This window comes from Shewanella sp. DW31 (genome assembly GCF_015767295.1).
Classification (GTDB): Bacteria; Pseudomonadota; Gammaproteobacteria; order Enterobacterales; family Shewanellaceae; genus Shewanella; species Shewanella oncorhynchi.
Map to the genome: position 1 here is coordinate 144,688 of NZ_JADWMP020000002.1, position 25,178 is coordinate 169,865.

18 protein-coding genes are annotated in these 25,178 nt (G+C 47.0%); 4 read left to right on the top strand and 14 right to left on the bottom strand.

Going from position 1 to position 25,178, the window contains the following annotated elements; genetic code table 11:
* Window positions 1-118 precede the first annotated feature (118 nt).
* The 7 genes from GWI56_RS02915 to malQ all read right to left on the bottom strand — a co-directional run bounded on the left by GWI56_RS02915 (window position 119) and on the right by malQ (window position 12,830).
* A complete protein-coding gene (locus GWI56_RS02915; protein WP_198572089.1) occupies window positions 119-1,738 on the bottom strand; it encodes a glycogen/starch synthase in 1,620 nt (539 codons plus the stop codon).
* Window positions 1,739-1,841: 103 nt separating this feature from the next.
* Complete coding sequence (gene glgC, locus GWI56_RS02920; protein WP_006085131.1) at window positions 1,842-3,104, bottom strand: glucose-1-phosphate adenylyltransferase; 1,263 nt, start codon at window positions 3,102-3,104, stop codon at window positions 1,842-1,844.
* Complete coding sequence (locus GWI56_RS21800; RefSeq protein ID WP_277925163.1) at window positions 3,097-3,228, bottom strand: hypothetical protein; 132 nt, start codon at window positions 3,226-3,228, stop codon at window positions 3,097-3,099. The genes glgC and GWI56_RS21800 overlap by 8 nt, the downstream gene beginning before the upstream one ends.
* Window positions 3,229-3,296: 68 nt before the next feature.
* Entirely contained in the window at window positions 3,297-5,831 is a 2,535-nt protein-coding gene (locus GWI56_RS02925) for a glycogen/starch/alpha-glucan phosphorylase (protein WP_198572090.1), read from the bottom strand.
* Window positions 5,824-8,040 (bottom strand): glycogen debranching protein GlgX, encoded by a 2,217-nt coding sequence (glgX, locus tag GWI56_RS02930; RefSeq protein ID WP_198572091.1) that lies wholly within the window; start codon window positions 8,038-8,040, stop codon window positions 5,824-5,826. Before glgX ends, GWI56_RS02925 begins: the two co-directional genes overlap by 8 nt.
* A 1-nt stretch (window position 8,041) precedes the next feature.
* Complete coding sequence (gene glgB / locus GWI56_RS02935; RefSeq protein WP_198572092.1) at window positions 8,042-10,276, bottom strand: 1,4-alpha-glucan branching protein GlgB; 2,235 nt, start codon at window positions 10,274-10,276, stop codon at window positions 8,042-8,044.
* 127 nt (window positions 10,277-10,403) lie between these two features.
* A complete protein-coding gene (malQ, locus tag GWI56_RS02940) occupies window positions 10,404-12,830 on the bottom strand; it encodes a 4-alpha-glucanotransferase (protein WP_198572093.1) in 2,427 nt (808 codons plus the stop codon).
* 566 nt (window positions 12,831-13,396) lie between these two features.
* Here malQ and GWI56_RS02945 point away from each other — a divergent pair.
* Window positions 13,397-14,026 carry a peptidylprolyl isomerase gene (locus GWI56_RS02945; protein WP_198572094.1) on the top strand — a complete coding sequence of 210 codons (630 nt, stop codon included), beginning with the start codon at window positions 13,397-13,399 and terminating at the stop codon, window positions 14,024-14,026.
* A gap of 128 nt (window positions 14,027-14,154) precedes the next feature.
* Here the strand turns inward: GWI56_RS02945 and GWI56_RS02950 are convergent, their stop codons facing one another.
* From GWI56_RS02950 to betI, 6 genes are all read right to left on the bottom strand, one after another.
* Entirely contained in the window at window positions 14,155-14,631 is a 477-nt protein-coding gene (locus tag GWI56_RS02950; protein ID WP_198572150.1) for a MarR family transcriptional regulator, read from the bottom strand.
* 101 nt (window positions 14,632-14,732) lie between these two features.
* A complete protein-coding gene (locus GWI56_RS02955; RefSeq protein WP_198572095.1) occupies window positions 14,733-15,437 on the bottom strand; it encodes a TorF family putative porin in 705 nt (234 codons plus the stop codon).
* A gap of 14 nt (window positions 15,438-15,451) precedes the next feature.
* A complete protein-coding gene (locus GWI56_RS02960; RefSeq protein WP_198572096.1) occupies window positions 15,452-16,669 on the bottom strand; it encodes a BCCT family transporter in 1,218 nt (405 codons plus the stop codon).
* 350 nt (window positions 16,670-17,019) lie between these two features.
* On the bottom strand, window positions 17,020-18,705 hold the full coding sequence (gene betA / locus GWI56_RS02965; protein ID WP_198572097.1) for a choline dehydrogenase: 1,686 nt from the start codon (window positions 18,703-18,705) through the stop codon (window positions 17,020-17,022).
* Between the two features lie 9 nt (window positions 18,706-18,714).
* Window positions 18,715-20,178 (bottom strand): betaine-aldehyde dehydrogenase, encoded by a 1,464-nt coding sequence (betB, locus tag GWI56_RS02970; protein WP_198572098.1) that lies wholly within the window; start codon window positions 20,176-20,178, stop codon window positions 18,715-18,717.
* Window positions 20,169-20,774, bottom strand: a complete 606-nt coding sequence (gene betI, locus GWI56_RS02975) for a transcriptional regulator BetI (RefSeq protein WP_198572099.1) — start codon at window positions 20,772-20,774, stop codon at window positions 20,169-20,171. The genes betB and betI overlap by 10 nt, the downstream gene beginning before the upstream one ends.
* 599 nt (window positions 20,775-21,373) lie before the next feature.
* Between betI and yiaY the strand changes: the two genes are divergently transcribed.
* From yiaY to GWI56_RS02990, 3 genes are all read left to right on the top strand, one after another.
* Window positions 21,374-22,522: an L-threonine dehydrogenase gene (yiaY, locus tag GWI56_RS02980; protein WP_198572100.1), complete on the top strand. Its 1,149-nt coding sequence runs from the start codon at window positions 21,374-21,376 to the stop codon at window positions 22,520-22,522.
* An 860-nt stretch (window positions 22,523-23,382) separates the two neighbouring features.
* Window positions 23,383-23,748 carry a hypothetical protein gene (locus GWI56_RS02985; RefSeq protein WP_028760718.1) on the top strand — a complete coding sequence of 122 codons (366 nt, stop codon included), beginning with the start codon at window positions 23,383-23,385 and terminating at the stop codon, window positions 23,746-23,748.
* 288 nt (window positions 23,749-24,036) lie between these two features.
* Window positions 24,037-24,243 carry a hypothetical protein gene (locus GWI56_RS02990; protein ID WP_028760719.1) on the top strand — a complete coding sequence of 69 codons (207 nt, stop codon included), beginning with the start codon at window positions 24,037-24,039 and terminating at the stop codon, window positions 24,241-24,243.
* 79 nt (window positions 24,244-24,322) lie between these two features.
* On the opposite strand, the gene GWI56_RS02995 is transcribed toward GWI56_RS02990, so the two are convergent.
* A complete protein-coding gene (locus tag GWI56_RS02995) occupies window positions 24,323-24,691 on the bottom strand; it encodes a hotdog domain-containing protein (RefSeq protein WP_006080843.1) in 369 nt (122 codons plus the stop codon).
* Between the last annotated feature and the right edge of the window lie 487 nt (window positions 24,692-25,178).

The following is a 25,178-nucleotide window of genomic DNA, read 5'->3' on the forward strand; positions in this document are numbered from 1 at the left end:
GCGACTCCAAAAATGAGGGGGCTTGATACCATTTTAACATTCCCCCACAAGTGTAGCAGAATCACTTAGAAATCATGCGTTAATTCCCTTTGCCGCATCACACTTTGGACTTACCACATTACATTTTGCAATAGAGTTGTTGACGATATTGCTCTGCAATAGAATGCCAGTCAAAACGCTGTGCCATGGCCGCAGCACGCACATGTGGCCATGTTTTCCCCTCGAAACAAGCAATGGCTTGCATCAACCTTTGCAAAAACGCTTCGGCTTGCTCATTTAAGCTATTGCCGTTAAAAGCAAAACCATTAACGCCATCCTCAACGGTATCCTTTAAACCGCCTACACTATGCACTAAACATGGCTGTCCCGCGCGCATGGCCAACATTTGACTGATGCCACAGGGCTCAAAGGAGCTTGGCATCAAAAATAGATCGCCATACTGATACAGCGCTTCGGATAACGCCTCGTTGTATCCTTGCAAAAATAATAGGTTATCGTATTTAGCCCCTAACGCTTGGAAGGACTTAGCAATCGATGCATCGCCACTGCCGAGTAAAATCAGCAGTGCCGTCGGTTTTGTCTGCTTCAACGCGTTAAGTAAGGTTTCAAGCACAGATAAACCCGAGGGCAATTGATGGCGCAGCAGTAAGACTTTTTGATCGGTCAAGCGGCCCACCGAAGTCAATAACAGACTCGGTACTTGCTCCGCCATTGCTTGACGCCAATGGGCTTGGGTGCGGGCAAAGGCAATCATGTCCACGCCACTCACTTGCGTTTGATGCCCCTGCCATTGCACTAACGCAGTTTCAACCGCACTCAGCAATTGCTTGAACTCGGGTACTTGAATACGCGCAGGTGGCTTAGCGGGTAAATCCGATACTGACGAATATACACAGCCATTTAAAATCCCCACCACTTTGTCATCATTGGCCTTGGCCTGTAAGTCTTGCTCTAACCCTTCACCACCAAAAAATCCCGCTTCGGGTCTGGAGGGCTGCAACACTTCCTTGGCATAACTGGGTGAGACTAAATGCACTTTGTCGCTCAGCACTATGCCCATGCGCATAGGGTTAACACAGTAGGGATAACGGGGATCGGTGATCAGCTGTTTTTGCCCCTGCGTCAAAGTGGCAAACAGCTCGGGAAACCAAGCCGCAAAAGAGGATGAATCTTGGCTTAAGGGACGTATCCCCTGCAGCGCAAGATTGTGGATAGAGAACACACACTCAATGTCTTTGAGAGCACTGAACTCAGGCACGAATGCTCTTAACATGGCTAAGCAGCCCGCATGCCAGTCATGTAAATGCAGCACAGTCGGCATAGGCACTCGGCCAGTAACTAATGCTGTCGCGACGCTCGCGCAAAGGAAAGCAAACTTAGTCGCATCGTCGGCGAAAGGACGCTCGGCACTGCCTTGGCTATAAATCTGCCCAGGTACGGATTGCCATAATGCATGTTCGAGCAGATAAATCATCGCCTCTGGCACATGGGGATGGGGCATGGCAAACAAATGCACTCGCTCCAATCGGCCGCCAAAGGCCACAGTTAACTCACCCAGATCTTGGGGTTGATTGGCTACCGCAGTCAAAAAGCCATAGCTTGGCATGATCACATCGGCGCACAAATCAACACCCGCCAGAGCGGCGGGTAAATCACGGATGACATCCGCCATACCGCCAACCTTGGCGCCCGCAAGGGCACCGTTTTCAGCCGCGACCATCAAAATGCGTTGTTTCAATTAATTGGATACTCCCGCTACTTCAACTGTGCAGCTTTTATTAAGCTGCCTATACCTAAGCCATTTTTACTTTAATGATCAATTTACTTTAATGATCAAAGCACTATTCATAGCCTACAGGCAAACCTAGCATGTCACGGGTCACTAAAGTCACGCCTTTTTCGGACACCCTAAAGCCTTTAGCTCTGTCGTGATCATGGTTATAACCTATTACCATGCCTTCGGGAATAATGCAGCCACGGTCAAGTATCGCATTCTTGATTTTGCAATGGCGCAGCACGACTACATCGGGTAGCACTACTGAATCTTCAACCAACGAATAAGAACAAACGCGTACTTCGTTAAACAATACGCTACGGCGCACTGTCGCCCCCGAAATAATACAACCGCCCGAAACAATCGAGTCCAGCGCCATACCGCGTCTGTCATCGTCATCAAACACAAATTTAGCCGGAGGCAATTGTTCTTGGAAAGTCCAAATTGGCCATTTCGCATCGTACAAATTCAGTGCTGGCGTGGGCGATAACAGTTCCATATTCGCTTGCCAGAAAGAATCTAGCGTACCCACATCGCGCCAATAGGCTTGCTCGTTCGGGAAAGCGCTCTTAAAGGGATAGGCGAACACATTATGTTTTTCGATGATCGCAGGAATAATATCCTTACCAAAATCGCGATCTGAGCTTTCGTTTAAGGCATCTTTCTTGAGCTGGTCAAACAAAAACTCTGTGTTAAACACATAGTTGCCCATAGATGCTAAACACATTTCAGGATTACCCGGAGAATGCTTAGGTTGCAGCGGCTTTTCTTCAAAGCCTAAAATGCGCATCTCTTCATCGACTTCCATCACCCCAAACGAACCCGCAGCTTCGGCAATCGGCACTTCAAGGCAAGAGACTGTCATATCTGCACCCGACTCGGCATGGGCGGCTAATAACCCAGCATAATCCATGCGATACACGTGATCGCCAGACAATACCATCACGTATTTAGGCAGCTCGTGGCGAATGATATCGATATTTTGAAATACCGCATCGGCCGTGCCTTGGTACCAGTTTTCCGAATAGCGTTGTGAAGCGGGTAAAATCTCCACCGACTCGCCCAGCTCCTTCTTAAAATGGCCCCAACCGCGCATCACATGGCGGATCAAGGAATGCGACTTGTACTGAGTCACAACCCCGACTCGACGAATACCCGAGTTGATACAATTTGAGAGCGGGAAATCGATAATACGAAACTTACCACCGAAATACAGTGCAGGTTTAGCACGCCAATCCGTGAGTTCATGCAAGCGAGACCCGCGCCCACCAGCTAAAATCAACGCATAGGTTTCACGAGTTAAATTACTGATATAACGAACATTAGACATAGGCTCTTACTCCGAAATCGGCAAAATGATTGCCCATAAATGGCTTATCGATACGGCAGACACTGCCGTACTCCCCTGAGTATTTCTCACTTGCATTCCCCATTCCTTCCATTGATTGCTGCATTCCTTTCAAACACTTAACGCTTATACTCATCCGCTATAACAAGAGACTTATAACCAAGAGCCCAACCCTTACAGTTTCCAAATTTCATCGCGATAACCTGCGATCGTCACATCACTCGAAAAACGTCCACTGGCGGCGGTATTGCGAATACTCATCTGCGTCCACACCTGCGGATCTTTATAGGCTCGCGCCACGGCTTCTTGCACGACTCGATAACTGTCAAAGTCGGCGGCCGTCATCCATTGATCGTCGCTACTTTCGATGGCGGCAATAATGGGATCGAAAATCCCCGGCTCCAGCAGATTGAAGTGACCACTTTTGAGTAACTTCATCACCTCAGATAACGCCGGTGAATCATCAATAATACTGCGCGGATGATAGTGACTACGTACCTGCGAGACCTGCTCCGCATTGAGTCCAAACAGGAAGAAATTCTCAGAGCCCACTTCCTCTAACATCTCGATATTGGCGCCATCCATAGTGCCGATTGTCAGGGCGCCGTTCATCATGAACTTCATATTGCCCGTGCCCGATGCCTCTTTGCCCGCGGTTGAAATTTGCTCGGACAAGTCAGTCCCCGGACAGATTTTTTCCATGGCGCTGACGTTGTAATTGGGTAAGAAAGCAAAACGTAGGTAAGGCGTCACCAAAGGATCGGAATTGACCATGTGGGCGACATTGCTGGCGAGCTTGATGATCAACTTAGCCATAAAGTAACCGGGCGCCGCTTTACCGCCGATCAATACACAACGTGGCACCATGTTTTCGGTGTGGCCTTGTTGGATCTGATGATAGAGATGAACCACATGTAAGATATTGAGTAACTGACGTTTATATTCGTGAATACGCTTCACTTGCACGTCAAACAGCATAGCCGGATCGAACTCAACCCCACATTCCTTAACAATCATCTTAGCCAGCAAAGCCTTGTTGGCTTGCTTCACATCACGCCATTTTTGGATAAACGCATTGTCCTGTGTGAGAGCATTGAGCGCCGTTAACTGGCTTAAGTCTGTCACCCATTCTTGACCTAAATGGGCAGTCAGTAACTTAGCTAAGGCAGGGTTACAATGGGCAAGCCAACGCCTTGGCGTCACACCATTGGTACGGTTATTAAACTTATGCGGCCACAACTCATAGAAATCCTTAAACAACCCAGATTTGAGTAGTTGCGTGTGTAAACCCGCGACACCGTTGACCGAGAAACTCGCCACAATCGCCAAATACGCCATACGTACATGGGGATGTGGGCCATCTTGAATAATTGACATACTCGCCAATTTCTCACTATTTCCAGGCCAATGGTGGGCGACTATATCTAAGTAACGGGCGTTGATTTCATAAATGATTTCTAAGATGCGTGGCAACATTTGCGCCATCATACGCACGGGCCAACGCTCTAGTGCTTCAGGCAACAGGGTATGGTTAGTGTAAGCCATGGTCTGACTGGTAATCGCCCACGCACTGTCCCATTCCAAACCGTATTCGTCGATCAATAACCGCATCAACTCAGGCACGGCAATGCTAGGGTGAGTGTCATTCAACTGCATGACATTTTTAGCGGCAAACTGCGTAAAATCATGACCATGACGACTCACCCAACGTTTGAGTAAATCCTGCAAGCTAGCGGAGGATAAAAAGTATTGCTGACGTAATCGCAGCTCTTTGCCGTTCTCGCTCGCATCATTTGGATAGAGTACCATAGTGATCTGCTCGGCCAAGTTTTTACGGGCCACGGCTTCTGTGTAGTCGCCTTGGTTAAACTCAGCTAAATCAAAATCATCGGTCGCTTCAGCCTTCCACAATCTCAAGGTATTTACCCGCCCATTGCGATAACCAGGAACTGGCATGTCATAGGCGACGGCGAGCACATCTTGGGTTTCAACCCAAATAATGTGCCTACGGCCTTGTTTATCGACATAGGATTCGGTATGGCCAAAAAATGGCACTATTACGTTGTGGGTAGGGACACGCACTTCCCACGGATTGCCTTCGCGCAACCAACGGTCAGGGCGTTCAACTTGGTAACCGTCGACTATCTTCTGGGCGAACATGCCATATTCGTAACGTATGCCATAGCCTGTCACTGATAAGTCCATGCTGGCGCAGCTATCGAGGAAACACGCGGCTAATCGACCTAGGCCGCCGTTGCCTAAACCAGCATCATGTTCGGCCTCTTCTAACTCTTCTAACGATACCGCATAGTTGCTCAAGGCATCACGGCTATCTTGCTGTAAATCTAAACTCAGCAGTGCATTACCTAGCGCCCGGCCCATCAAAAATTCGAGGGATAAATACGCCACTTGCTTGCGCTTAAAATGGCTGTCATCCACTCGAGTCTGACGCCAATTATCTAGCATCTGTTCTTTCACGCTGTATGCTAACGCTTGAAATAATTCGCAGCTCACGCCTTCGCCACGGCTGAGTCCATAACGTAAATGGCGCTCAAAAGAAGCGGGCAAAGCATCGCAGGGTTCACAGGGCTCAGCGGCTTTAGACTTAGTCTGACGCTTAGCAGGAGCCTTCTTGCTCGCGGCTTTTGACTGAGCTAGTGTTACTGGTTTTTCGCTGGTATTGGGGCTCAGCTCGCTTTTGTCACTCATAGTTAATTCCTTCATTTCCTATAAAATCAGCATGAAAAAGCATGAGACTACGATCTTGCAGTAAGTATCGCGTCGCAGAGATCTGAACATCCAGCGGCTCAGTTTGGGTATGAATAAGGCATTGCCACGGACTCAAGTGCTCGAAAGTCGGCAGGGTAAAAGCGAGAGGATTGTCGTCGGCATTAACCATCAACAGCAAAGCTTGCTGCTTGCCTTGATCTTCTAAATCACCGGAAAGCACCACAGACAAACTGCGGCACATAGATTCGGTCCACAAGCTCTTGGTCATTTGTTCACCTTGGCGACTAAACCAATCTAATCGAGTACCAATATCGGCTAAGGATTCAGCCAATAACTGTTCGTGAATGAAGCGCTTAGCACATAACAGCGGGAAACGTTTCCGCAGAGCAATAAGCTGTTGAGTAAAGGCCAACAACTCAGTGTCCATGCCCTTTGCCGACCAATCAAACCAGTTCAGTTCATTGTCTTGGCAATAGGCATTATTGTTGCCTTGCTGAGTGCGGCCAGTCTCATCACCGCTCAACAACATAGGCACACCTTGAGATAAAAATAGCGTAGTCAATAAGTTACGTTGTTGACGACTGCGAAGTTCCAGAATTGCGCTATCTTCGGTTTCCCCTTCAATCCCATAATGATGGCTGAAGTTTTCTTGGTGACCATCGCGGTTATCCTCCCCATTTGCCAAGTTATGGCGCTGGGTATAACTCACTAAGTCTTTAAGGGTAAAACCGTCGTGACTGGTTAAAAAATTAAGACTAGTCGCAGGTGGACGGCCACTATGCTCAAAAAAATCCCCCGAGCCATGAAACCGCCGAGCAAATTCGGGCAACATGCTGTGATCGCCACGCCAAAAGCGGCGCATAGTGTCCCTATATCTGTCATTCCATTCGCTAAAAGCCACGGGGAAATTGCCCAATTGATAACCACCGGGGCCGATATCCCAAGGCTCAGCAATCAATTTCACTCGGCACAAAACAGGGTCTTGCAACAGCGCATCGAAGAAACCTGAGCCGGGATCAAAACCATAGGCCTCGCGACCTAAGCAAGCCGCCAAGTCGAAGCGAAACCCATCGACGCCCATGATTTCTACCCAATAACGCAGCGAATCTAGCACTAGCTGTAACATGCGTGGATGATTGATATTTAAGGTGTTTCCGCAACCCGTATCATTAATATAAAAACGCTTATCATTCGGATGCAGGCGGTAATAACTGAGATTATCTATGCCACGAAAACTAAAGGTCGGCCCAAGTCGACTCCCCTCGGCGCTGTGGTTATAGACCACATCGAGGATCACTTCGATACCTGCGCCGTGAAGTGCATCCACCATGGCCCGAAACTCACCAATATCGTCGGATGACAGATAACTCGGCTCAGGGGCAAAAAAGCCGATACTGTTGTAACCCCAATAGTTAGTGAGCTTTTTCTCGAGCAAAAATGGCTCAGTGAAAAAGGCCTGTACAGGAAGTAACTCGACACACGTCACCCCAAGTTCGGCCAAATAATCGATAGCCGGCTGAGTCGCTAAACCCGCAAAGGTGGCACGTTTATGGGGTTCAATCTCAGGATGCACCGCCGTAAAGCCTTTAACGTGCATCTCATAAATGATACTGCGCTCTAGGGGTTTGGGCTGAAACCTCGTCGCAAGGGGCTGAATCGACTGCTTGGCAGCTATCTCGATTAATGGACGAATGTCCACGACCTTGCATTTTGGCACATAGGCAGCGTTATCTAACTTGCTGAAAGATAAGTCTTCATCCATGTGGTTCAGCTCGTAACCATAGTTAGACTCATGGTCGCGATATTCACCGACGAGCTGGCGCGCATAGGGGTCGAGCAATAATTTATTGGGGTTAAATCTGTGACCAAGCAGAGGCTCATAGGAGCCATAAACGCGATAACCGTAGAGTTGCCCCGCCTTAAGCCCTTGCACAAACACATGCCAGATTTGCTGGGTTTGTTCAGTTAACACAATACGCGCGATTTCTTGCTCGCCATTGTCATCAAATAAACATAACTCGACCGCTGTGGCGTTAGCTGAAAATAACGCAAAGTTGACACCATCGCCCTCAACATTAGCACCGAGCGGAAAAGGCTCACCTACCCCTAACGCCCATTTTTCGCTTTGAAATGGGTGGTTTTTAGCGTCAGGGTTGAGCTTAATATCATCAGCCGTGGGCTTTTGCATGCTAGTTCGCCTCAGCCAATCCGGTTAACACAGGCCCTATGACTAGACAGCCCAAGGGTGGCACAGTGATCAGCGCGCTCTGCGCCATCCCCTGCCACGGCAGCGACTCAGCAACCACAGTGCCCGCATTACCTTGGTTACTGCCACCATAAATCTGGCTATCGCTATTCAGGTATTCGCGGTAATCTCCTGCCAAGGGCAAACCAATACGGAACCCAGTGTGCAATTGGGGAGTCATGTTGATGACAAACACTAACGGCGCATCACCCGCTAACCCGTAACGCACAAAGGTAAAGATGCTGTCGCGGCTATTTTCACAATCTAGCCAACTAAATCCTGCACCCTCGTAATCCTGAACCGATAAGGCTGGCATTTTTTGATATAAGTGATTGAGATCTTTAAGCCAACGCTGGACGCCTTGGTGCGGCTCGTAAGCCAATAAGTGCCAATCTAAACTCTGGTTATGGTTCCACTCATTTCGCTGACCAAACTCGCAGCCCATAAAGAGTAATTTCTTACCTGGATGCCCCCACATAAAACCGTAATAGGCACGCAGAGTTGCAAATTTCTGCCAATCATCACCGGGAATTTTATGCAGCAATGAGCCCTTGCCATGGACCACTTCATCGTGACTCACGGACAACATAAATTGCTCGGTATAGGCGTACATTAAACTGAAGGTCAATTGATGATGGTGGAACTGGCGGTAAAGAGGGTCACGGCCTAAGTAGCTTAAGCTGTCGTTCATCCAGCCCATATTCCACTTAAAACCAAAGCCGAGACCTTGCTGATCCGTCGGCTTAGTCACCCCAGCAAAGGCGGTGGACTCTTCGGCAATCATGCAAATGCCGGGGAAAGCTTGGTACAAGCGTTGATTCAAAATTTGTAAGAAACTGATGGCCTCGAGATTCTCCCGTCCACCATAGGCATTAGGCAGCCATTGGCCCGGCTCGCGGCTGTAATCGAGATACAACATAGAAGACACGGCATCGAGACGCAGACCATCAAAGTGAAATTCCCGCAGCCAGTAACAAGCATTACTCAACAAGAAGCTGCGCACTTCACCGCGATCATAGTTATAAATCAGGGTATCCCAATCGGGATGTGTGCCCTTGCGAGGATCTTCATGCTCATACAGACATGTGCCATCGAAACGCACTAAGCCGTGGGGATCCTTAGGGAAATGCGCCGACACCCAATCGAGGATAATACCAATCCCCGCCTGATGGCAGGCATTCACAAAGGCCTTTAACCCATTGGCATCGCCAAATCTGTGGGTCGGCGCATAGAGACCCACTGGCTGATATCCCCACGAACCATCAAAGGGAAACTCGCTGATCGGCATCAGTTCGATGTGGGTAAAGCCTTGCTCCTTCACATAGGGAATAAGCTGTTCAATCAAGTCTTGATAATCAAGATATTGCTCGCCTTGCTCTCCCTTACGACGCCACGAACCTAAGTGCACTTCGTAGGCCGACATGGGCGCTTTATGCCAAGCAGTCGCCGCTCGCTTACTCATCCAAGCGGTATCATTCCAGCTATGGTGAGCTTTTTGGGGCACGATAGAAGCATTGTGGGGCGCGCATTCCATTTGGGTTGCCATAGGATCGGATTTAGTATGGCGCTCACCATTTTGATAAACCAAATCAAACTTATAGTGTGCGCCTTCAGCCACATTGGGTAAAAATAGCTCCCATAAACCATTGGCAATATGTTGGCGCATCACATGGCGAGTATCGTCCCAATGGTTAAAATCTCCCACCACTGAAACCCGCTTAGCATTGGGTGCCCACACACAAAAATGCACACCTTCGACGCCTTGGGTTTGACGCCAGTTGGCCCCCAAAAATTCATAGGCACGCTCGGCGCTGCCTTCACCAAACAGGTAAATATCGTCACTATTGAGCAGTGAATCAAACTGATAAGGGTCGACTATATCTAACTGACACAGGGGATATTCCACCCGTAGCAAGTAGAGAAACGGCTTGACGCGTCGTCCCAGAGTGCCAGCGAACAGTCCCTGCTCGTTGACCTTGTCCAGACTCGCCACTTTGCGGCCATCTTTAATACTGATCACATCCACACTGAGGGCATTGCGTAAAAAACAACGAACAATTAATGCCTTACCCTCGTTGGCACTGTGCATACCCAAGAGCGAAAAAACATCAGTGTATTGACCATTAAGTAGGGCGACGTCGGCACCATCGTAGAAATAGGCATTGGCTTGAGTCATCATTTTTCTTCCGTTTATCAGTCAATTAAACTTGCAAATTGGCACTCTTTACCCACATCCCCCTAATAATCTCATCTTTAGGGATGGCATAATGTGGTGCGACTTAGGCAGCCTTTCGCTGGTGCTAGATTTAGCTCGGTAGCTGTCTCGCCACAGCGATATTTTGTAATCGCTGCAGTATCTCTGGCGAAGTCGACACTTGCGTTAAATTCAGCGGCAGGCGACGCTGCCAATTTGGATATTCGAGCCAAGTACCAGGAATGTTCACCGCATGGCGATCGGCTAATAAATCGCACAGTTGCACGCTGTATAGCGCACTATTACCGCGAGCTCCTAAGGTCATCCAAGCCGTGAGCAAGGTTTGAATATCGAGTTCGGCTATCGTCACATCGGCTAACAGACCTTGAGCGACTAACAGTGAAATCAGTTGCTGCTTTTCATGTTCACGCCCAGCAAGCGCCTCGCCTAGCTGCTCGTCAGTTTCAAACAGGGATAACTGCCGACGCAGGTGTAAATCGCTGCCACACCACCAAGCGACTAAAGTCGGCACATCGTGATTCGCCAGCATCATTAAGCTTTGAGACTTATATTGATCCGGTGATTTAAAGCCTTGATGGTCTTTGCAGAAATAGAACAACTCGTTGGAATAAATGCCAGAAGTGTAGAGACGATGAATAATGTCAGGTGGCACCAGTCCTAAATCTTCACCAATCACCACACAGCGAGCACGTTGGCTCTCAAGGCAAACGATGGCAAGCAAGGTTTCGACGGGATAATACACATAGGCACCGTGACCGAGTTGCTTATCCAGCGGCCACCACCAGAGTCGCAGTAAGCCCATCACATGATCGATACGCAAGGCGCCACAGCTTTCCATATTGGCGCGGATCAAGGCGATAAAATGGCTGAAATGATGTTGTTTTAACTTCACAGGATCGAGTGGCGTTAAGCCCCAATTTTGTCCTTGGGGTGCAAAGGGATCGGGCGGTGCACCTATGCTGGCATTCAAACAAAACTGCTCGGCATTAGCCTGTACTTCACTGCCCTGCAGCGCTGCACCGACGGCCAAATCACGGATCAATCCCAGCCCCATACCCACCTCTTTAGCTTTTAGCTGACAGAGGTATAACTGCTTTTCAGCCACAAATTGCAGGTAAAGATAGAAACCTTCCTCTTGCACAAACGCTTTAGGACTACGTAAATATTCCGCTTGAGCAAACTCTTGTAGCGCACTGCCCTGCTCACGCACAAACTCATAGAATCTTTGCGCTCTGGGCGTGTCATTCGCTAAATGGGTTTCACAAAAAACGCGATATAACTGCTCAAAGGCACGGTATTTCAGCTCGCTCACTTTAGGATAATCGAGCCAATTATCACGATTCAGTAAGGCGATAGCCTCTACCCAAATAGAACTTGAAAATTCAGTGGCAAGATCTTGGTATTCAGGAACGCTTTGTAATTGAATATAAAGAGGATTAAGTCTGCGGCGATCGCACGGACTATAGGGACTCGGATGCTCTGGCGCCGCGATATCGAGGGCATGCAAGGGATTAAGTTGAATAAAATCCGCGCCCTGCGCCGCCACCAGCCCGATCAGTTGTTCTAAATCACCAAAGTCACCAATGCCCCATTGGCTCTCGCTGCGCAAACTGTAAAGTTGAACGCTGATCCCCCAAGGTTTATGGCGTTTACCTTGGGCAACAGCCGTGAGTACGCCTTGGTAAGCGGTCCGCGGCGCCACCATTAAGGTGCCAGAAAACAAAGTACGAGTATCAGCTTCAGCCGTCACACAGCTCTCTAGCGCCAAGCTTAGCGCTTGTGTACTTGTCGATAGGGCATGTTTTAAGCTTAAGGCTATACGATGAAAGCCCAAACCTAACACAGAGAAATCACTCGCATTTTTGTCTGCTACTTGCGCAAATGAGTCTTGGTTTTTCGTGAATGCAGGGTTGTTAGTGAACTCTTGGCTGCTCAGGAAATAGGACGCTAAATTCACCGCTTCAGTCTCGGCGGGCATTAAGTTGTCAGGGAAAGCTTGGGTCTTGGCCTCAGCTAAATCGAGGCGTGCGAATCCCAGTTGCGTAAGATCAAGGCGATAGTGTAGATAAAGCGTTTGTTCAATGCGGTAATCGCCAATGGACTTAAGCGCCGAGAAAGGCACATCGAATACGATGGACTCACCCTGTTCGCATTCAATCGCCACACTCAGATCTGAGGTATAGGTTTCCGGTAAACAAAGGCTTATCCAAGGTTCATCCACAAAACACCAATGGAATTCAGGTAGCACCTGAGTCCAAGGACGGGCATCCAGTAAATCAATTTGCGACGCGATCAGTGCTTCGGTCAATACCGTATCGACACAGGTCAGCCCAGCATCACTCGATAACGCTTCTGTAGCAGGAGCATCAATGGCAGTCCCTGCCACGCTGTTTTTTTCCTGTAACATACAGGTCAAGATACCTTGCCTGTCTACCTCGGAAATATGGATATTTTGGCCAAAACAATCAGTAAATTCTGCTCCAACTCCCCGCAAATACAGCAACTTTTCCAGCCCCATATTTTGTCGCCCCCGCGACCGCTCATCCATAGCTTTAGATATACAGTAACCATGCCAACGAAAAGTAACAAGAAGATGACATAAATATTTCAGAGAAATAACAAAAAACTTTTTCAAAAAATCAGTAACTTACTAGAAGCACTCAGTTAAGTTGGCGCTCAGTAGCTATCAGGATATAAAGAGCGGAATGCACTAAATTGGGGCATGCGTTCAGCAAGAAGGCAAGCATGGCTCCTAAAGCATGCAATAAGTAAAGAGCAAAGGGATAGAAATAACATGGCAAGCGTAAGTCATTTTTATGTCATTGCGTTCAGACTAATACTAACAAATACGTCAGGTGACATATTAACCACAGACATCAGTGCAACACTTTGTATCAATTGCGTTTTATAACTTGAACAGCCTATCTCTCCTCTGTCAACATCTCGTTTCGCTACAGCATAGAAACATAATAACAACATTAAATTCATGGAACCTGATATGCCCTCGCATATACGCCAGTGGCTCAAACCCATGGAATGCTAAAGCAAAAACACCCCAATGATGATTGAGAATAAGGATATGAAATGAAGAAGTTATCAGGATTACTGTTTGTCGGCTGCATAGCCTTAACCGGTTGTGAAGGAAGTACAGATGGTGATTTAACGCCAACGCCACCGACGCCCGATCCCACGCCGCCAACCTTAGCTGCGGATGTGTGTTATTTAATGAAAACGACGAAAGGCGATATCACACTTGCCATTGACTTAACTAACATGCCAATCACAGGTAAAAACTTTAAGCAGTATGTTGATAAGTCTTTCTATAACGGCACCTTATTCCATAGAACCGTTAATAACTTTATGATCCAAGGCGGTGGTTTTACTACTGGGCTCAAAAGCAAACCAGGCGATGCCCCCATCAAGAATGAAGCCGCAGTCGGTATTAGCAACAAACGTGGCACTATCTCCATGGCTCGCACGGATGATCCTAACTCTGCAACATCACAGTTCTTTATCAATGTGTTAGATAATCCACATTTGGATGCGTCTGCGAGTAATTATGGTTATGCCGTGTTTGGCAAAGTGGTCGACGGCATGGATGTGGCGGATCAGATCAGCATAGTACCGACAAAAAACAGCGGTGGTTTTGCTAATACGCCAGTGCAAGAAATCCTGATTAACTCTGTTGCTAAAACAAGCTGCCCTGCTGCTTAAGCATCTAAAAGACGCACAGCTAAACGACATCTAACTAAAAGCAAAAAAGCACTGAAGATTCAGTGCTTTTTCATTTTAAAATCTAATCGATTTTAACGTCTAATCAATTTAAAGCATGAGCTAAACGATTACTCATCCCCTTGGATCTTCCCCACCAAGAGCATAGGCGCCGCATCAATTTTATCGGCGTCCATCATAGTCGCGATACGCTCAACGGCTGAGAGCAATTGACTCTGCTCCCATTCTTCAAGATTCTGATAACGCTTAATAAAATGATCCTGTAGCGGTTTAGGTGAGTCCTGTAACAGCACTCGGCCCGCATCGCTAAGGTATAAATGCACCTTACGTTTGTCAGTCTCACTACGTAGACGGATCACTAAACCACGGCCCTCGAGTCGATCGATAATAGTCGTCACTGTCGCAGGGCTGAGCGTAATTTCTTCCGCCACGGTTTTAGCCAATGGCGCATCCAATTGGGCGATTTTCTGCATCACCATCAATTGCGGCCCAGTTAAACCTGAGTGTTTGTTCAGCTGGCGAGAATGAATGTCGATAGCGCGTATCACTCGGCGCAGCGAAATAAGCAATTGTTCGTACTTTTCCATCGTTCTTTTCATTCTCCCCATTCTAAGCAACGAGTGCACCTTACCAGAAAGCGCGACTGAACTCACCCACGGGAGGCGCTTTTACGGCAAAATCCCTGATGTTACAACATGAATTGACGCGATACCGACAACACGAGACGCTCGTCACTGGTATCTAAGTTCATGCTGGTATCTTCAGCGGCAAGGCTAAAATCAAAGCCACTCCAGCTGGTCAGATAGGCGATACGGAAATGATTAAAAGATTTGCCACCATCCCATGACCATTTATCCTCATCAAGTGATGTCGAGCGATCGACACTAAAGCGAATATCATGTCCTTCAGTGACACTGACAGTATGGCCAAGCAACATAGTGTAATGCTCACCACCCAAACCAAAGTAATCCCATGTATAGGTCAACTTAGCCTCAGAGTGACCCAGTGAACTATCATATCCTAACTTGCTATACAGCTCAGGATAGTTGTACTCATCGGAAAACGACTCGCCGTGGTAAGTGTAATAAGCCAGTCCGACATCGAAACTCAGTTGCTCATTGAGCTGATAAAACTTACCCGCATAGGCATCGAGTTCCAACCAAGTGCTGTCGTTTCCCCCAAAGTCGACGTTCGACGTAAAGCCACCCACATACCATCCCGAATCAAAACCATAATCCAAACTGCCTTGCAGCGCTGGGCCGCTGTCAGTTTGGCTGACACCGTTAAAGGTGTAATCCGAAGTGGCCGTCACAGTGGCTGATAATCCGGCATTCGCCGCAGTCGACATCAATAATAATCCGCCGGCGACAAGATAAAAACATTTTGATTTCATTATTAATTTTTCCATTAGTTGGCTAGCTCAATTTTAGTAAAGTCGATTTTGTTCTCTTTTGGCGAGCGCTCAATGGCACGAACAGTTTGCAATTGCGTCATCATGATGTAACCAAAACAGCTAAAGATCAGGCCCAGTGCGATTGCACCAATCCATTGAATTTGAAGAAAGTCTAATTGAAAGAGTAGTGTCAGACTGCAGAGCAAGACTAAGTTAAAACTGACATATTTAAACTTGCCTAACCGCTCAATGGTCAAATTAAGATTATCGGTATAGAGGCGCACCAATGAGTCGAGGGAATTGATTACAAAGGTAATTCCCACGATCACCATCGCCAGATTATAGAAGCCCGAAGTATCTAAGCCATTGGCGCTGTAGTAATAAAGTACGGTGAACCAAATCGCGATGGGGATAGACGGAAACACCATCATGGCCAACAGCACTTGATAGGTTTTCATGCCACCGACAAAGCGCGAGGTAAATTGGCCTATCATAATGCTCCATGCAAACCACCAGAACAGATAAAACTCATGGTAGTCATTAATGGGTAACACAAAATGTTGAATATTGCCGAAGTAGTCACCCAGCATGGCAAAGGTCGTAAAGAACTCGCCCACACTCGAGTCAGCCGATAAAAATGCACTGGCCCACATGATGGCAATCAAGCCTAAAAATAACCAAGTGCTCGCCAGACTCAAAATACGCACATAACGTATGCTAGTGCTGGAATACACTGCCGCGGCGATCACCATAAATACGATTAAATAGAAGCTACCGACTATGGTTTCGCCATCACCTAATTCGGGTAAATACCAAGGTAAATTGCTCAATAGTAAATAGGCGGTAAAGGCACAGGTGCCAATAATTACGATATTATTGATGAACTTAACCCAAGGAATATCAAAAAACTTCACCCTAGGTTCGATGACACAAAAATAGAAACAGGTTAAAAAGTAGAAGCTCCAAATCAAGAAGGCCCAGAAGCCAAACTCAATCGCCAGCGGATTACTAAAGCCGTATTCAGGACTCGCCGCCACATTGGCATAACCCGCAAACTCGGTGAGCGGAAACATGATCAAGCCGACATCAAGTCCTGAGGTAAACAGAATCGCGATAAAGGTAAAAGTACGCACAGGCGTCACGCCGATACAGCGAATATTGCCCCAGCGATAAATCACAAACGCAATCGCGGTAAAAGTGAACAGTATCCCTGCGGATAATAACCAAGTCATAATGAGCACTCAGTCCCAGTCGATACTGGGTGTAAGTCGGCATCTGGATATAAACCCATAAAATGTAACTCCATGTTTTTATTTAATAATAAAAACTGATCCATTTTTAAAGGCAACGTTCTGCCCTCAAGCCTTAAATATCGCTACTTAAAAACACTCCGCGATAGTTAAACCCTGATAGATGATCAGTCGTGAAAGCGGTCATTTGCACACTCACTGCGGGCTGACCGACCCTTTAGATAAAATGAATCATGACCCTTTTGAGTCATCAATTAATGAGTCACTTCAAAATTGAAGCCGCCAGTCCGTCGATTCGACGGACTGAGCAGGCGTGTTGTTAACTTATGGCTTTAACTTGTCGCAGTGCTTCTTTGTGTGGTTTGCCAAGCGTCGGCAACCACAACGGCGGAATCTGCTGGCACTAACATCTCAGCCTCTAAAATCAGATCCGCGGCGCGCTCAGCCAACATTATGGTCGGCGCGTTCAAATTGCCGTTCGGGATAGTCGGGAAAATAGAAGAATCCACCACCCGTAAATTCTGCAATCCATGCACGCGGGTTTCTGGATCCACCACCGCCATCGCATCCATGCCCATCTTGCACGAACAAGAAGGATGGTAAGCACTCTCAACCGATTGACGCACAAAGGCATCGATTTGCGCATCGGTTTGCACTTGTATGCCGGGTTGAATTTCCTCACCGCGATACTCATCGAATGGCGCTTGATTGATGATCTCACGGGTCAAACGCACGCAGGCCCTAAAGCCTTCAATATCATCGGGATGCTGTAAATAATTGAACTGAATTTTGGGCGGCACTTTTGGATCTGCCGACACTAAGGTCACGGCACCACGACTTTTAGGCTTGTTATGGCCCACATGCACCTGAAACCCATGACCCGCAAAGGCTTCTTTGCCATCGTAACGCATAGCCGCAGGTAAAAAGTGGTACTGCAAATCTGGCCACTCCAGACCCGCTTTTGAGCGAATAAAACCACAGGATTCAAAGTGATTCGTGGCCCCTAGGCCAGACTTATCTAATATCCAACGGGCACCGATTAAGAACTTGCTGAAAGGATCTAGCTTGCCATTGAGTGAAATCGGTTTAAGGCATTTGAATTGGAAATAAAACTCTAAATGATCCTGTAAATTCTGGCCGACACCGGGTAATTCATGTTGTAACTCGACCCCTGCATCAGCCAATACTTGGGGATCGCCAATGCCAGATAATTGCAACAAATGCGGCGAACCTATTGAGCCCGCCGCTAAAATCACATCTTTGTTGCAACGAATATCTTCAACTTTACCTTTGTGTTCAATGCGAACGCCAACAGCTGTTTGTCCTTCCAATAACACTTTATGCACTAATGCATGGGTCACAACAGTGAGATTACGTCTGGCCATCGCTGGGCGTAAATAGGCATTGGCGGTTGACCAGCGTACGCCTTTTTTGACCGTCATATGCATAGGGCCAAAACCTTCTTGCTGCGCGGCATTATAATCGGCGGTCGATAAATACCCCGCCGCAATGCCCGCATCCACAAAGGCTTGGTATAAGGGATTTTGCATCTGGTTGCCGTTATTCACGCCTAACGGCCCTGACTCACCGCGATACTCATCACCACCAAAGGCCCAGGTTTCCGCCTTCTTAAAGTACGGTAAGCAGTGGCTATAATCCCAATCGGTCGCCCCTTGCGCCTGCCACTCATCAAAGTCCCTGGCATGACCACGAACGTATACCATGCCGTTGATCGACGATGAACCGCCAAGCACCTTGCCCCGAGGACAATGCATCTTGCGATTATCTAAATACGGCTCAGGCTCAGTTTCAAACTGCCAAGCATATTTAGGGCTGTTCATCGGAATTGATAACGCCGTAGGCATTTGAATAAAGATGCTCTTATCGCTGCCTCCGGTTTCTAATAACAGCACTTCGTTTTTAGGATCCTTTGACAAGCGATTGGCAAGCACACAACCCGCTGAGCCTGCGCCAACTATGATGTAGTTATAATATTTTTGCTCTAATGACTGAGTCAAAATGCCTCCTTAAAATGGGCTTTCTAAGGGCTGTAGACCCACGTAAACGGCTTTAATTTGTGTGTAATGCTTGAGTGTCTCGCAGCCGTTTTCACGGCCAATGCCCGACAACTTATAACCTCCAACGGGCATTTCGACTGGCGAGGCGCCATAGGCATTGATCCAGCAAATACCCGCCTGTAACTGATGAATGACCCTATGAGCACGGCTGATATCTTGGGTAAATACCCCTGCGGCCAAACCCATGGCGGTATTATTTGCCCGAGCAATCACTTCGGCTTCATCTTTAAAGGTAAGCACGGACATTACAGGGCCAAAGATTTCTTCTTTACAGATGCGCATCTCGTCGGTGCAATGGGTGAAAATCGTCGGGGCAACAAAGTAACCATTGGGAGCATTATCAGGCGTTAATGCTGTGCCACCGGTGAGCAGAGTTGCGCCGTCATCGATACCTTGCTGAATATAATCGAGCACTTTTTGCTGGTGGTCTTTGGAGATCAAGGCGCCAAAGTTAGTCTCTGGTGCCATAGGATCGCCCACCACAATATTGGTTTGAGTACGCATAAGCAGTTTTTCGATAAAGCTTGGATAAACTGACTCATGGACAAACACCCGCGTCCCATTGGTACAGACTTCACCTTGGGTATAGAAGTTACCAAGCATGGCACCTGAAACCGCATTGTCGATATCAGCATCATCAAACACGATAAGCGGTGATTTACCACCGAGTTCCATAGTGACGTCTTGTAATGAACTTGCCGCCGCGGCCATGACTTTTTTACCGGTACCGACTTCCCCCGTGAAGGACACTTTGGCAATATCTGGATGCCCCGTTAACCAAGCGCCAACCTTGCCGTCACCCATCACGACGTTAAATACGCCATCGGGCAGACCCGCCTCACTAAAGAGTTGCGCCAATTTCAGTGCGCCAAGCGGCGTTTCTTCCGAAGGTTTAAAAATCATCACATTGCCGCTGGCTAAGGCAGGCGCCGCCTTCCAACAGGCGATTTGCAATGGATAATTCCACGCGCCAATGCCAGCACAAATGCCTAAGGGCTCACGGCGGGTGTAATAAAAATCCCCACCGACTTGCTGCTGCGCGCCTTCAAGCCCTGGGGCGATATGGGCAAAAAATTCGATAGCATCTGCGCCTGTGACCACATCAACCACTGAGGCTTCTTGCCAAGGTTTACCTGTATCGCACACTTCGATTGCCGCGAGTTCATCATTACGGGCGCGCAATAATGCGACCGCCTTTAACAGAATTCGGCTGCGTTCAGTGGCACTCATGGCAGACCAAATAGCAAAGCCTTTTTTGGCGCTCTCGATGGCCGCTTGCTGAATTTTTTCATCGGCCACTTGCACTCGATACGCCAATTGCCCAGTGGCAGGATTGACGACGTCGAAGGTTTCGCCGCTATCGTTTGCGAGCAACTGACCCGCAATAAAGTTGTACTGTACTTCTACTGACATGTTTTGACTCCATGCTGCTTTATCACATTGTGGATAAAGGTTTTGCATAATTTTTCGGCCTGAACAAAATCCTGCTCAGGGGTTTCACTTAAGGCGCTGCGTAACCAGAATCCATCGATCATCGCCGCCGTTTGCTCAGCAGCCATCAGGGCAAACTCTTTGGGCAACACGTGCCGAAAGGAAAAATGTAAGTTGCTGTATAAGCGGCGACTATTGATATTCTGCAAACGGGCTAACTGGGGATCGTGGACGGCCTGTGCCCAAAAACTCAGCCAAGTGTGAGTGACATTTCGCGAGCGTTGTAACTCGGTAAAATTCGCTTCAACTATCATCATTAAGCGCTCTGTTGGCGCCAACACTTGTCCTTGGATTCGATTGAGCAACGCTTGCTTTAACTGCTCGAGCAAGTGGCGCAGCGTCGCTTGGATCAAGCCCTGCTTACCACTGAAATAATGACTGATGATCCCCGACGACATCCCCGCCAACTGACTAATGCTGTTGATGGTCGTGTGCTGCAATCCATGCAAGGCAACCGATGCTAATGTCGCATCAATAAGCTGCTGTCTGCGTATCAATTTCATGGCGGTTTTAGGCATAAATACTCAAGGAATAACCACTCTCTCAATACTCTGAACGACGTTAATTGAACGTTCAATTAACAATCATAATAATGATTAGTGATGTAACTATCAACCTAAAATAGCACAGTGATAAAGCTCACAAGTTAGTTATGTAAAAAAGAATTAATCTGTAAAAACAAGATAAATGTATAGATTCCTTTGACTTACGGCCCTACCACAACCACAGCAGCACGCATAAATTAATATTAGATGTCAAACTAATTAATTGGAATTAATGCTACAAATGAGAGTATTTATGAGGTTTAACCTCTGTTAGATTTAACAATTGAGCCGTCAAACTCTGGATAAAAAGTGGGATAAAAAGTAAACGAAAAATGCACAGGAATGATGCATCACCAGGGGCGCTAACAACGCTAAAAAACCATATCGTACGCCAACACTAATACCCGTCATAAAAGTCCGAAATTTAGTTACCCAGTTCCAACTTTAGTGGGAAATTACCCTCAGATAAGCGCCGAACTCGATCAAGCTCACACTTTCACTACCTCCAAATTGGTAGCTTGATCACCAGAAAAGAACACAACTTAATCTTTACAAGCAAATAGGTGGATTTTATGGCTGCTAAATTTTTTATTCCTTCTGTCAACGTATTAGGCCAAGGCGCAGTGGATGATGCTATCGGTGACATCAAAACCTTAGGCTTTAAACACGCACTCATAGTGACAGATAAACCCTTAGTCAAGATTGGCTTAGTCGGTGAAGTGGCCGAAAAACTCGGTCAAAATGGCATTACCTCCACCATCTATGATGGCGTACAACCTAACCCAACAGTGACCAACGTCGAAGCGGGTTTAGCCCTGTTAAAAGCCAACAAGTGTGATTTTGTGATTTCACTCGGCGGCGGATCACCCCATGATTGCGCCAAGGGTATCGCCCTTGTTGCCACCAATGGCGGCAGCATTAAAGACTATGAAGGGTTAGATCAATCCGCAAAACCACAGTTGCCGTTAGTGGCCATTAATACGACGGCAGGTACTGCCAGTGAAATGACGCGCTTCTGTATCATTACCGACGAAGCCCGCCACATTAAAATGGCGATTGTCGATAAACACACCACGCCTTTGCTGTCGGTCAACGACCCTGAGCTCATGCTGAAAAAGCCTGCGAGCCTAACTGCCGCAACCGGTATGGATGCACTGACTCACGCGGTTGAAGCCTATGTGTCTATTGCGGCTAACCCGATCACCGACGCCTGTGCGATCAAGGCCATGGAATTGATTCAAGCTAACTTAGTCAACGCAGTTGAAAACGGTCAAGACATCAACGCCCGTGAACAAATGGCCTACGCCCAGTTCTTAGCGGGTATGGCGTTTAACAATGCCAGCTTAGGTTATGTGCATGCGATGGCGCACCAATTAGGCGGTTTCTACGATCTGCCCCACGGCGTGTGTAACGCTCTGCTGTTGCCACATGTGCAGGAATACAACGCCCAGGTCGTCCCTGCTCGCTTAAAAGACATTGCCAATGCTATGGGCGTGGATGTGTCTGCGATGACAGATGAGCAAGGTGCCAGTGCGGCGATAGCGGCAATCAAAAAACTGTCTGTTGCGGTTAAGATCCCAGAAAACCTGACCTTGTTAGGCGTAAAAGCGGAAGATATTCCAACACTTGCAGATAACGCGTTAAAAGATGCCTGTGGATTCACGAATCCAAAACAAGCGACCCATGCGGAGATCTGTCAGATCTTCACTAATGCGCTGTAATTGTGCGCTGTAATCGCCATACCTTACCAATCGCAAGTTAGCACACAACAATCGTGCGCTAACTTGCTGGATAACGACTTATTGTCCTGCTAGTGCGTAAACACGACTTCATCCTCCAATGAATTCGTTTTAGGCTCCAATAGTGCACAGATTATTGCTGCACTATTGGGGCCTTTTTTACACCTGTATCAACAAGATGGTGAGGTAAGTTACTATCTTAAAAATTGAGTAACAAAAACCAACATAAAACTCAGTGTCTATGCACCTTTGAACTGACAAAACACTCACAAATCTGCATATTCAAGAAGAAAGGATCTGAACCTAAAATATTCATAGCAAAATGATATAAAAAACGTGATCTCTGTGGGTTACAGACTGTTACAGATCCGATAAGATGGCCCCAGTTCGCTTTTTCCCTGCAAAAGATGAAGCCAGCTGAGAGGCCCGTTCTAACGAATGGGCCTCTGTCCATTCTGCCTTCTGCGTTTCCTCTGCGACAACTTATACTGCCACTTAATCGTATTACGCCCACCAAAGCTTAATTAACCTATTTACTCCGCTATTCGCTCTTTTTATCACTTACACTGAATAAGACTTACTGACGACCAAGTTGTTGCTTTATTAATCAGTAATTCAGCAAAAGCGAAACTTCACCCAAAACTGAGATCTAGCACAAAGTTATTGGCATAAAACTCATGCTAAATAGAGACATGACAGATTAAGTAAATGGTTAATTTTCATGCAGTAACTATCCTTCTCCGTCAAAAAACATCAAGGCTATATAGACTTAATTAATGATTGACCGAATTCAAAAACGATGCCTATGATGGCAACAATATCCTCGAACAGGTAGGTACGCTATGACTGCAATCACCCATGTATATAACTACACAGTTAGATGTCCACATTACAAAGATCCTGAACATCCCGTTACTTGGTTAAATCATATTGAAATGAACCAGTCCTGTGAGATCGCGTTAAATCGCATCACTAAATGGCACGAGCTTTCTGGGGAAAAAACCTTCGAAACTAATAAGTTTGTGGTTCGTAAAGCCGAAAATGAAGATGCTTACTTCTCAATGCAGAGTGACAGACTCAAAAATGACGGCCATGCCTTAGTCACCTTTAAAATCTTTTTAGACGATTGCTGTGACGATGCGGCGCCAGAAGAAATCATGCAGCACCTGATTGAAGACTATCAACAACGCTTAGCCAAACTCGAATAATCTTTGCAGTATTATTTAGCGACCTTAGACGCCAGTGCGCAAAACGCCACTGGCGTTTTTATTTGTCGAGTTCGATAACTCAACCCACGACGTCATTTAATGCTCTTAGTTTAGCTCACTCGGTTGATACTCGAACAGAAACATTGCAACGGCGACTCAGCAGATAATGTCGCCATAGCGTGATTCAGCTAAAGATCTGTTATATTGTCCCGAATGTCATTTAGCACAGTAAAAATGGCAAGGCCCAGTAAATTGAGTTACGAACTTAAATTGAGGATTAGCATCACAATGAATAAAGCGACGCTCATTATTATTCCTTTATTACTCGCTACATCCGCCTGTGCGGATTTAAAAGACGCAGGCCGTGCCATCGGCACAACGACTAAAGAAGTCACCACTGAGATAGGCCACGCGACTCGAGACACGACAAAAGCCATAGGTCATGCTTCACGGGATGCGGTCAAATCGGTAAAAGAAGATTTAACCAAAGACTAATGACAGTGACGCCTAGGCGTCACTGTCATTTTAAGCATCTTATACATTTAAGCATCACGCATTTTAAGCGCCACGCCCCTTAAGCCGCATTCGCCCGAATACCATGGGGCACAGGCAATCCTTGGGCATTGACATGCACAAACACCATCTTATCTATGCTCACCACTGGCGCCTGCGTCATCTTATTGCGTACTTGGCAGCTTACGGTAATAGAACTGTGGCCGAGACTCACGAGCTCCAGACCAAACTCAATCACATCCCCTTGATGCGCTGGCGTCATAAAGTTGATTTCAGAAATCAGCTTAGTCACATGGCTCGTGCTCTTCATCTGGCAGGCAGCAAAGATAGCGGCCTCCTCATCTATCCAACTGAGCAACTGACCGCCAAACAGGGTATTTGCTGGATTTAAATGTTCAGGTTTAACTAAACGGCGACTGTAATATTTCATGGCGGTGACCTCAATGTGAATGCCAATAATCAGCTTTAATACACTGTAACTTCCCGTAATATTCAGAGCATTATTCAGGCCACATTTGATAGCTATTAAATAACAATGAGATAGCAATAAGTTGCTGTAAAATAATCCGATTATTGCACCAAGTCGTATCAGAGTTGCACCATATTAATCAGCGCAATAGTGAACCAATAAGCAAAAAAATAGCGACTCATAGAGTCGCCAAGCTAAGGCAAGCAAAAACTTACAGGGTAGGAAGTTAAGTCACAAGGTTTGACTTAAAAACCCGCGCAGCACATGTAGGCGAACTGTACGGGGACAACAGCTGCAAAGCAGCTAAACACAGGCTTACGGGTAACACTCTTTCATACTCAACTCGAGATTTAAGCTGCAAGCTCGGTAACTCATCACAGTCCGCTCTTGCCCTCTATTTCGAGTTTTTAACCACGCCTCACCAGATACATCAGCATAAGGCGTGCTA

Bases quoted from the DNA above. Each gene is read 5' to 3' on its own strand.
- glgC (WP_006085131.1), bottom strand. From the start codon at position 3,104: ATGTCTAATGTTCGTTATATCAGTAATTTAACTCGTGAAACCTATGCG.
- GWI56_RS21800 (WP_277925163.1), bottom strand. From the start codon at position 3,228: ATGCAGCAATCAATGGAAGGAATGGGGAATGCAAGTGAGAAATACTCA.
- GWI56_RS02925 (WP_198572090.1), bottom strand. From the start codon at position 5,831: ATGAGTGACAAAAGCGAGCTGAGCCCCAATACCAGCGAAAAACCAGTA.
- glgX (WP_198572091.1), bottom strand. From the start codon at position 8,040: ATGCAAAAGCCCACGGCTGATGATATTAAGCTCAACCCTGACGCTAAA.
- glgB (WP_198572092.1), bottom strand. From the start codon at position 10,276: ATGATGACTCAAGCCAATGCCTATTTCTACGATGGTGCCGACGTCGCC.
- malQ (WP_198572093.1), bottom strand. From the start codon at position 12,830: ATGGGGCTGGAAAAGTTGCTGTATTTGCGGGGAGTTGGAGCAGAATTT.
- GWI56_RS02945 (WP_198572094.1), top strand. From the start codon at position 13,397: ATGAAGAAGTTATCAGGATTACTGTTTGTCGGCTGCATAGCCTTAACC.
- GWI56_RS02950 (WP_198572150.1), bottom strand. From the start codon at position 14,631: ATGGAAAAGTACGAACAATTGCTTATTTCGCTGCGCCGAGTGATACGC.
- GWI56_RS02955 (WP_198572095.1), bottom strand. From the start codon at position 15,437: ATGAAATCAAAATGTTTTTATCTTGTCGCCGGCGGATTATTATTGATG.
- GWI56_RS02960 (WP_198572096.1), bottom strand. From the start codon at position 16,669: ATGACTTGGTTATTATCCGCAGGGATACTGTTCACTTTTACCGCGATT.
- betB (WP_198572098.1), bottom strand. From the start codon at position 20,178: ATGTCAGTAGAAGTACAGTACAACTTTATTGCGGGTCAGTTGCTCGCA.
- betI (WP_198572099.1), bottom strand. From the start codon at position 20,774: ATGCCTAAAACCGCCATGAAATTGATACGCAGACAGCAGCTTATTGAT.
- yiaY (WP_198572100.1), top strand. From the start codon at position 21,374: ATGGCTGCTAAATTTTTTATTCCTTCTGTCAACGTATTAGGCCAAGGC.
- GWI56_RS02985 (WP_028760718.1), top strand. From the start codon at position 23,383: ATGACTGCAATCACCCATGTATATAACTACACAGTTAGATGTCCACAT.
- GWI56_RS02990 (WP_028760719.1), top strand. From the start codon at position 24,037: ATGAATAAAGCGACGCTCATTATTATTCCTTTATTACTCGCTACATCC.
- GWI56_RS02995 (WP_006080843.1), bottom strand. From the start codon at position 24,691: ATGAAATATTACAGTCGCCGTTTAGTTAAACCTGAACATTTAAATCCA.